Raw genomic sequence first — 521 nt, 5'->3', positions numbered from 1 at the left:
CTCTTTTGCGATTGCCATGTTCGTTATTTTTGCCTCATAGATTGCGGTTAGCAGCTCTAACGAAAGTCCCTCTCGCACCAAATCCAATAGATTTAAGCTCGCCTTACCCGAAGGAAGCCTCAAGTACGGATCTGTATTACCATGGAACTGGAGAATATTCATCATCTCGTCGACGATGACGCCTGCAAGGTCGTACCGCTCCAGAAGACGGTGGCTGGCTACAGTCCATAGGTCGAACCTCCCTGCGACGCTCTCGGCAAGAGTACCCGGTTCTGGAAGCCCTGTCTGTTCGCGGTCACCCTTCTCTTCGCTCACGTACCCGCGCATTCCCACCTCAAGTGGAAGACGTACCGACGCCTGCTTCCTCAGGAATATCTTTTGTTTCTTATCAACCGTCGCAAAGAGATCGGTAAACCGGCCAACCGTTTCCGAGACGCCCAGCACGAGATATCCCCAGGGCTGAAGCGCGTAATGGAATACCGGTATTATTCTTTTCTGCAGCGTCGGCCCAAGGTAGATTA

The 521-nt window shown here is 52.2% G+C and carries 1 pseudogene; it reads right to left on the bottom strand.

The window, feature by feature from the left end:
- A pseudogene (locus ACYC56_RS04410) lies at positions 1-521 on the bottom strand (ATPase); the annotation flags it as partial.

This window comes from Candidatus Aquicultor sp. (assembly GCF_054640775.1).
The sequence above is the reverse complement of the archived record's forward strand: the minus strand, read 5'-3'. Positions and strand labels throughout refer to the sequence as shown.